Here is a 7,912-nt window from a genome sequence, read left to right as displayed (position 1 = left end):
GGCGCAACGGCGAACATCCCCGCGGCGCCGCAGATGGCTACGTGCGGGGGCGCCGCAAGGCGCAACGGCGAGACGCCCCGCGGCGCAGCAGACAGGTACGTGCGGCGCGCCGCAAGGCGCACAGCGGCGAGCCCCGCGGCGCAGCACACGGGTACGTGCGGGGCGCCGCAAAGCGCAACGGCGAGACGCCCCGCGGCGCGAAAGACAGCCACGTGCGGGGCGCCGCAAAGCGCGCAACGGCGAGTAGCCCCGCGGCGGGACGGCGAGCTACGTGCGGGGCGCCGCAAAGCGCAACGGCGAGACGTCCCGCGGCGGATCAGACGGCTACGTGCGGGGCGCCGCAAAGCGCACAACGGCAACCCCCGCGGCGGGACAGCCAGCTACGTGGGCAGAAGCTCAATGCGGCTGCATCGCGCGGACGTCCTCCGGACGCCCCGCGCCCGGTGGCATCGCCGGGTGGGTGCCGATCAGGACGATGCCCGCGACCACGGCCGCGATGCCGGCGACCTCCCAGGCCAGTGCGCCGGGGGTGACCCGCAGCTGGTCGCCGAGGAAACCGACTCCGCACAGGATCCCGGCCAGCGGCTGGGCGGCGGTGAGTGCGGGCAGGGACAGCCGCAGCGGCGCAGACTCGAAGGCGCTCTGCACCATCACCAGTGCCAGCACCCCGAGGACCACGATCGCGTACGGCTGCCAGCTGGTGAGCAGGGCCGACCAGCCGCCCTGGCCGAAGTGCTCGCCGCTGATCCGGGTCAGCGCGTCCTGCAGGCCGTATATCAAGCCGGCCGCCACGCCCAGCAGCGCGGCCTCCAGGCTCACGTGCACCCGCTCCCGTTTGGCCACCGCCGCCAGCGTCAGGGCGATGCCCAGCACCACGCCCATGATCAGCCACTGCCACAGGTGGTCGGTGCTGCGCTGGCCGCCCCGGGGCCGGCCGGCCACGATGAACGCGGTGACGCCGCCGGCCAGCAGCCACAGGCCGGCCCAGCCGGTGCGGCCCAGCCGCTGTCTGGTCAGCCGTCGGGACAGGGCCATCGCGAAGAGCAGATTGGTCGCGAGCAAGGGCTCCACCAGAGTGATGTCGCCCATGCCCAGCGCCACCGCCCCCAGTGCCATGCCCACCACCATCAGCCCGATACCGGCCACCCACAGGGGCATCCGCACGAGGTCGAGCAGCAGGCGGAGGGAGAGGTAGTCCTTCATCGGGGCGTGCTGTGCGGCGGCTTGCTGGAGTACGAAGCCGAGTCCCAGACAGCAGGCCGCTCCAAGGGCGAGCAGTATCACCGTCACGTCGCACCTCTATCGCGCGGGGCGGGGGATGCGCCTGAGGATAGCCATCCGGCGGCGGGTGAGGGGTGGCCCTGGTCACCCCCCATTCTCCCGCGCGCCTTCCTCTACTGCGCGGTAACGGACGGTTGACGCGGCAGTCGGGTGCACTGAGGATCGTTCCACCCGGGTGGGCCCGGGGCGGCCGGGACGCCCGGCGGGCCCCGGCGAGGAGAGGCTGCTGATGGCGTACGACGCTGATGTGATCGTGATCGGAGCGGGTCTGGCGGGGCTGGCGGCCACCGCGGAACTGGTGGACGCGGGACGCAAGGTGATCCTGCTCGACCAGGAGCCCGAGCAGTCCCTCGGCGGGCAGGCCCACTGGTCCTTCGGCGGCCTCTTCCTCGTCGATTCACCCGAACAGCGCCGGCTGCGGATCCGCGACAGCCACGCCCTGGCGTGGCAGGACTGGCTCGGCACGGCCGGATTCGACCGTCCGGAGGACCACTGGCCGCGCGCCTGGGCCGAGGCGTACGTCGATTTCGCGGCCGGCGAGAAGCGGTCCTGGCTGCACCGGCAGGGCGTACGGTTCTTCCCCGTCGTGGGCTGGGCCGAGCGGGGCGGCTACGCCGCGACCGGGCACGGCAACTCCGTCCCGCGCTTCCACATCACCTGGGGCACCGGCCCCGGTCTGGTCGCGCCGTTCGCGCGCCGGGTGCGGGCCGGGGCCGCGCGCGGCCTGGTGGACCTCCGCTTCCGGCACCGGGTCACCAGTCTCACCCGGAGCGCCGGCAGCGTGGACACGGTCGGCGGCGAGGTCCTGGCGCCCTCCGACGTCCCGCGCGGGAAGCCCAGCAGCCGCGAGGTGACCGGTGCCTTCGAGCTGCGGGCGCAGGCCGTGATCGTCACCTCCGGCGGGATCGGCGGCAACCACGAGCTGGTGCGCGCCAACTGGCCCGAGCGCCTGGGCACCCCGCCGGAGCGGATGCTGTCCGGTGTGCCCGCGCACGTCGACGGCAAGATGCTGGGCATCGCCGAGGCGGCCGGCGGGCGGATCATCAACCGCGACCGGATGTGGCACTACACCGAGGGCATCGAGAACTGGAACCCGATCTGGCCGCTGCACGGCATCCGGATCCTCTCCGGCCCCTCCCCGCTGTGGCTGGACGCCCGCGGCCGGCGGCTGCCGGTGCCGCTGTTCCCGGGCTTCGACACCCTCGGCACCCTCGAACACATCATGCGCACCGGCCACGACCACACCTGGTTCGTGCTCACCCGGAAGATCATCGAGAAGGAGTTCACCCTCTCCGGCTCCGAGCAGAACCCGGATCTGACCGGCAAGAGCATCCGTGACGTGCTGGGCCGGGCCAGGGCCGGCGCGCCCGGCCCGGTGCAGGCGTTCATGGACCGGGGCACGGACTTCATCGTCGAGCGCTCGCTGCCCGATCTCGTACGACGGATGAACGCGCTCACCAAGGAGCCGCTGATCGACGAGGCCGCGCTGCGCGGCGAGATCGTGGCCCGGGACCGGGAGATCGCCCACTCCTTCACCAAGGACCTCCAGGTGACGGCGGTGCGCGGGGCCCGCAAGTACCTCGGTGACCGGCTGATCCGCACCGCGGCCCCGCACCGGCTGCTCGACCCCAAGGCGGGCCCGCTGATCGCCGTCCGGCTGAGCATCCTCACCCGCAAGACGCTCGGCGGGCTGGAGACCGACCTCTCCTCGCGGGTGCTGACCGACGGCGGGGCGCCCCTGCCGGGCGTCTACGCGGCGGGCGAGGCGGCCGGCTTCGGTGGCGGCGGGGTGCACGGTTACCGCTCGCTGGAGGGCACCTTCCTGGGCGGCTGCCTGTTCTCCGGCCGTACGGCGGGCCGGGCGGCTGCCCGGGCGGTGGCCTGACGGCGTGGGGGCCGCGGAAAGATGTTGGCGGATCCAGCCATTCCTCTTTCCGCCTTGACGGGGAGCTCTGCGTACCGCTTTGCTGTGCGTGATGACTGGTGCGGACCAGACCGTCACCCTCTGCACAGGCGCGCGCAGAACCGGCCCCGCCCACCAAGGACGACAGGTGCGGCGCACGACCGGCGCGGCGCGCCATGGAGCCCGCTGACCCGTGATGTCGATTTCCCCCTCGCCGCCCCTCGCACCCCCGGCCCCCGGCCCCACCGGCCGGGCGGCCGGCCCGGCCACCGGCCCCGCGCTGGACGACGCCGAACTGGCCGTCGCCGCCGACGCCCTGGCGCTCGGCCAGTGGGCCCGGGTGCGCACCCTGCTCGCCGGGACCGGCACCGACTGGGACCGCCGGGGCCACCGATTAACGGTGCTGGCCGGCGTCCCGGGCAGTGCCGCCTGGGCCGGTGACTGGCAGCTCGCCGAACCGGACAGCGGGGACGCGGCCACCCTCCTCGCCGTCGCCACCGTCCGGCGGGCGCTGCGCGGCGAGACCAGCAGTGGTGCCGCCGCCGCGGCCTGTGCGGCCGCCGCCCGGCTGCTGCCCGACGACCCCACGCCCTGGCTCGGCGCGCTGATCCTGGCCCGCCGCACCGGCACCGAGGACGCCCGCGCCCACGCCTTCAGCCAGATCCGGGCCCGGCACCCCGACCACCACCACGCCCACCACGTGATGGCCGCCTGCCTGGCCGAACAGCAGCCGCACGCGGCCGACGACCCGCGGCACCCGGCCCATGACTTCGCCGCCCGTGCCGCGGCCCGCGCCCCCGCGGACTCCCCGCTCGCCCTGCTCCCCGTCGTCGCCCACGCCGAGCGCTACCGCGTACGGGCCGCCGCCGGCCTGGAGCCGCCCGACCCGGCGGACTCCGGCCACTGGCGCACCCGGCACGCGCACCGGCTCCGGCAGGCCGCCTTCGACTGGTGGCTGGAATGGGAGGGCGAGGACCACCCCCGCGGCAAGGTCGACCTCAACTTCCTGGCCCACGCCACCTTCCACGAGGGACGGATGGCCGAGGCCGCCACCCTCTTCGCGCGCATCGGCCGCCACCGCACCCGCGCCCCCTGGTCGTACGCGGGCCGCGACCCCGACCGCGCCTTCCGGGCCGCCCGGGCCGCCGCACTGCGCCGGGCCCGGGGGTTCGGGCGCACCGGCCCATGACGGAAGCCCATGACGAAAGTCTGACGCCGGGGCCCCGACACTGGCCCCGGCGCCCGCGCGGTGTTCGAATCGAGGGGTGACCAAGGACGAAAATCCGGCCCGCCCGGCCGGCCACGACGACGACCGGCGCGGCACGCCCGTCGGCCGCCGCGTGGTGCTCGGGATGCTCGCGGCCGGCGCCGCCGGCGTCGCCGCGGCCCCCTACCTCCAGCGCGCCTACGACGAGACCCTCGGCGCCGCCGCGCAGAACGACCCCACCGGTCTGTCCGGTCTGCTGCCCGCCGGCGGCGGCTTCCGCTACTACTCGGTGACCGGTTCCGTCCCGGACAAGGACGAGCACAGCTACCGCCTCACCGTCGACGGCCTGGTGCGCCACCGCGCCAGCTACCGCCTCGCCGATCTGCGCGCCCTGCCGCAGACCCGGCTGGTCCGGGACGTCCAGTGCGTGACCGGCTGGCGGGTGCCCCGTACCCCGTTCGAGGGCGTGCGCCTGGCCACCCTCCTGGATGCCGCCGGGGTCCGCCCCGAGGCCAAGGCCGTCCGCTTCACCTGTTTCGACGGCGCCTACAGCGAATCCCTCACCCTCGAACAGGCCCGCCGCCACGACGTCCTGGTCGCCCTGCGGATGCAGGACCGGCCGCTCGGCCACGACCACGGCGGGCCGGTGCGCCTCTACGTCGCGCCCATGTACTTCTACAAGTCGGCGAAGTGGCTCTCCGGGATCACCGTCACCGACCACGTCCAGCCCGGATACTGGGAGCAGCTCGGATATGACGTCGATGCCTGGGTCGGCCGGTCGAACGGACGGGACGATGTCCCCACGACCTGAGACCGCCGCCGGCCCGGACCGAGGCCGCCCCCGTGTCCCGCGCTTCACCCGCGCCGAACACCGGGTGCACCGGGCCACCGCCGCCCTCATGGCCGTCTGCGTGGCCACCGCGGCCTGCCTCTACCTCCCCTTCCTCGCCCAACTCGTCGGCCGCCGCGCCCTGATGGTCACCCTCCACGAGTGGTCCGGCATCCTGCTGCCGGTCCCGCTGCTGCTCGGCCTGGCCTCCCGTGCGCTGCGCGCCGACCTCACCCGCCTCAACCGCTTCGGCCCGCACGACCGGCGCTGGCTGCGGGCCGTACTGCGCCGCCGGGGAGGCCGTCCGGCCGGGAAGTTCAACGCCGGCCAGAAGCTGTACGCGGCCTGGCTCGCCGGCGCGGTCCTGGTGATGACCGGCACCGGCCTGCTGATGTGGTTCACGCACCTGGCGCCGCTGGTCTGGCGCACCGGCGCCACGTTCGTCCACGACTGGCTCGCGCTCAGCCTCCTCATCGTGATCGGCGGCCACCTCTGGATGGCGTACCGGGACCCCGAGTCGAGGGTGGGGCTGCGCACCGGGTCGGTCGACGCGGCATGGGCCCGTCGCGAACACCCGTTGTGGACGCCGGAGGACGACAAGGGAGGCAGCGGGGAGTAGGAAAACCCACTGCAGAGGGTTCTCTGCACAGAATTCTCTGCAGAGAACTCTGTGCAGAGGGCCCTCTGCAACGCTATGCTCAGGTCATGCCTGACGACCCCTCAACACCGCCTGCGCGGCCGGCCGGCGCCCTTCCCGAGCGCCGGATGGACGCCCGCAGCCTGCGCGGCCTGGCGCATCCGCTGCGGATGCGCATCCTGGACCTGCTGAGCCTCGACGGCCCGGACACCGCGACCGGGGTGGCCCGGCGGCTCGGCGAGAACACCGGCACCGTCAGCTGGCACCTGCGCCACCTCGCCGACCACGGTTTCATCGAGGAGGACACCGGCCGGGGCACCAAGCGCGAACGGTGGTGGCGGGCGGCCCGGGTCTCGCACCGCCTCGACACCGCCGAATTCCGCGACGATCCGGCCACCCGCGGCGCCTTGTCGGTCTACCTCCACGAGTTCGTCCAGCGGGACTTCCACCAGGTCACGACCTACCTCACCGAGGACTGGGAGCCCGAGTGGCACAACGCCGGCACCCTCTCCCGCTGGCAGGACCTGCGGATGACGGCCGAGCAACTGGAGGCGCTCAACGCCGAGCTGGCCGAGGTCGTCGAGAGACACCGGGCGGCGGCGCTGGACGCGAACCGCAACCCGTCCGCGGTGGACGGCGAGGCGGTCCGGCCGGTCCTCGTCCAGCTGCAGTCCTTCCCCCGGAAGGAGAGCGGGGGCGCGGACGGGGGCGGCGACCGATGAGCGGACTGCTCCGCCGGCACCGCGACTTCCGGCTGCTGTGGTGCGGCGAGACGGCCGGGAAGTTCGGGGCCGCGGTCACCAACGTGGCCATGCCGCTCGTCGCGGTGTCCACCCTGCACGCCTCCACCTTCGCGGTCGGACTGCTCGCCGCCGCCGGCTGGCTGCCCTGGCTGCTGATCGGCCTCCCGGTCGGCGTATGGGTGGACCGGGTGCGCCGCCGCCCCCTGATGCTCGCCTCCGCCGCACTGTCCCTGGCGCTCTTCGCCGCCGTCCCCGTCCTCGCCAGGTACGGCAGGCTCGGCCTGGGAGCGCTGCTCGCGGTGGCCCTGCTGACCGGCGGTGCCGCGGTGGTCTTCCAGACCGCGTACAGCGCCTACCTCCCCACCCTCCTCGACCCCGCCGACCAGGCCGAGGGCAACGCCAAGCTGCACGGCAGCGCCTCCGCCGCGCAGATCGTCGGACAGGGCACCGCCGGCCTCCTCGCCCAACTGGCGGGCGCGGTCAACGGCTTGCTGGCCAACGCCGGCACATTCCTCATCTCCCTGCTGTGCCTGCTCGGCATCCGGCACCGCGAACCCCGCCCGGCGGAGCGGAACGACGGCCGCGCGGCGCGCTCCCTGCCCGCCGAGATAGCCGAGGGCGTGCGGCTGGTCGCCGGCGATGTGTGGTTCCGTACGCTGACGCTCTTCGGCGCGCTCTCCAACCTCGCGCTGATGGCCTATCAGTCCCTGGTCGCCGTCTTCCTGGTACGCGAGGTCGGCCTGCCGTCCGGAGCCGTCGGCGGACTGCTCGCGCTGGCCAGCACGGGCGGGATAGCGGGCGCGTTCCTGGTGCGCCGCACCGCCGCCCGGCTCGGCACCGCCCGCGCCATGCTGCTGTACGAACTCGGCCTGCCCAGCGCCGCGTTGCTCATCCCGCTGACCACCCAGGGCGCCGGCACGCTGCTCTACGTCGCGGGCAGCTTCGGGGTCAGCGCGGGCGTGGTGGGCGGCAACATCCTCAAGGTGGGCTTCCAGCAGCGGTACTGCCCGCCGTCCCTGCTCGGCCGGCTGGTGGCCAGCAGCGCCTTCCTCAACTACGGGACGCTGCCGCTGGGTGCCCTGCTCGGCGGTGCGCTCGGCTCCGCCCTCGGGGTCCGCACCGCCCTGTGGATCACGACCGCCGGTGTGCCGCTCGCGGCCCTGACCCTGGTCCTCTCGCCGGTCCGTACCGTCCGGGACTTCCCGGAGCGCCGCACGGACGACACGCACCACGCCACCGGCCCCGGCCCGGAGGAACGGGACGGGGCGGCGGCCCGCGGCTGAGCCGGTACACGACCGCCGGGCCCCTACGT

General features: G+C 74.3%; 7 protein-coding genes. 6 read left to right on the top strand and 1 reads right to left on the bottom strand.

What is annotated here, in order from left to right:
* Nucleotides 1-396: 396 nt before the first annotated feature.
* Nucleotides 397-1,290 (bottom strand): DMT family transporter, encoded by an 894-nt coding sequence (locus AB0E02_RS33715; RefSeq protein WP_362146704.1) that lies wholly within the window; start codon nucleotides 1,288-1,290, stop codon nucleotides 397-399.
* Between the two features lie 220 nt (nucleotides 1,291-1,510).
* Between AB0E02_RS33715 and AB0E02_RS33710 the strand changes: the two genes are divergently transcribed.
* The 6 genes from AB0E02_RS33710 to AB0E02_RS33685 all read left to right on the top strand — a co-directional run bounded on the left by AB0E02_RS33710 (nucleotide 1,511) and on the right by AB0E02_RS33685 (nucleotide 7,883).
* Nucleotides 1,511-3,166, top strand: coding sequence for an FAD-binding dehydrogenase (locus AB0E02_RS33710; protein ID WP_362146701.1), 1,656 nt, complete (start codon nucleotides 1,511-1,513; stop codon nucleotides 3,164-3,166).
* A gap of 214 nt (nucleotides 3,167-3,380) precedes the next feature.
* The gene (locus AB0E02_RS33705; RefSeq protein ID WP_362146698.1) at nucleotides 3,381-4,373 is read left to right on the top strand and encodes a hypothetical protein; all 993 of its coding nucleotides are present in this window, start codon (nucleotides 3,381-3,383) and stop codon (nucleotides 4,371-4,373) included.
* Between the two features lie 76 nt (nucleotides 4,374-4,449).
* Entirely contained in the window at nucleotides 4,450-5,202 is a 753-nt protein-coding gene (locus AB0E02_RS33700) for a molybdopterin-dependent oxidoreductase (RefSeq protein WP_030416229.1), read from the top strand.
* Nucleotides 5,186-5,839: a cytochrome b/b6 domain-containing protein gene (locus AB0E02_RS33695; protein WP_362146693.1), complete on the top strand. Its 654-nt coding sequence runs from the start codon at nucleotides 5,186-5,188 to the stop codon at nucleotides 5,837-5,839. The genes AB0E02_RS33700 and AB0E02_RS33695 overlap by 17 nt, the downstream gene beginning before the upstream one ends.
* Nucleotides 5,840-5,925: 86 nt before the next feature.
* Nucleotides 5,926-6,579: a helix-turn-helix domain-containing protein gene (locus tag AB0E02_RS33690; protein ID WP_362146690.1), complete on the top strand. Its 654-nt coding sequence runs from the start codon at nucleotides 5,926-5,928 to the stop codon at nucleotides 6,577-6,579.
* Complete coding sequence (locus AB0E02_RS33685) at nucleotides 6,576-7,883, top strand: MFS transporter (RefSeq protein WP_362146687.1); 1,308 nt, start codon at nucleotides 6,576-6,578, stop codon at nucleotides 7,881-7,883. Before AB0E02_RS33690 ends, AB0E02_RS33685 begins: the two co-directional genes overlap by 4 nt.
* Nucleotides 7,884-7,912 lie beyond the last annotated feature (29 nt).

Source organism: Streptomyces sp. NPDC048196, assembly GCF_040652715.1.
Lineage (GTDB): Bacteria > Actinomycetota > Actinomycetes > Streptomycetales > Streptomycetaceae > Streptomyces > Streptomyces siderophoricus.
The sequence above is the reverse complement of the archived record's forward strand: the minus strand, read 5'-3'. Positions and strand labels throughout refer to the sequence as shown.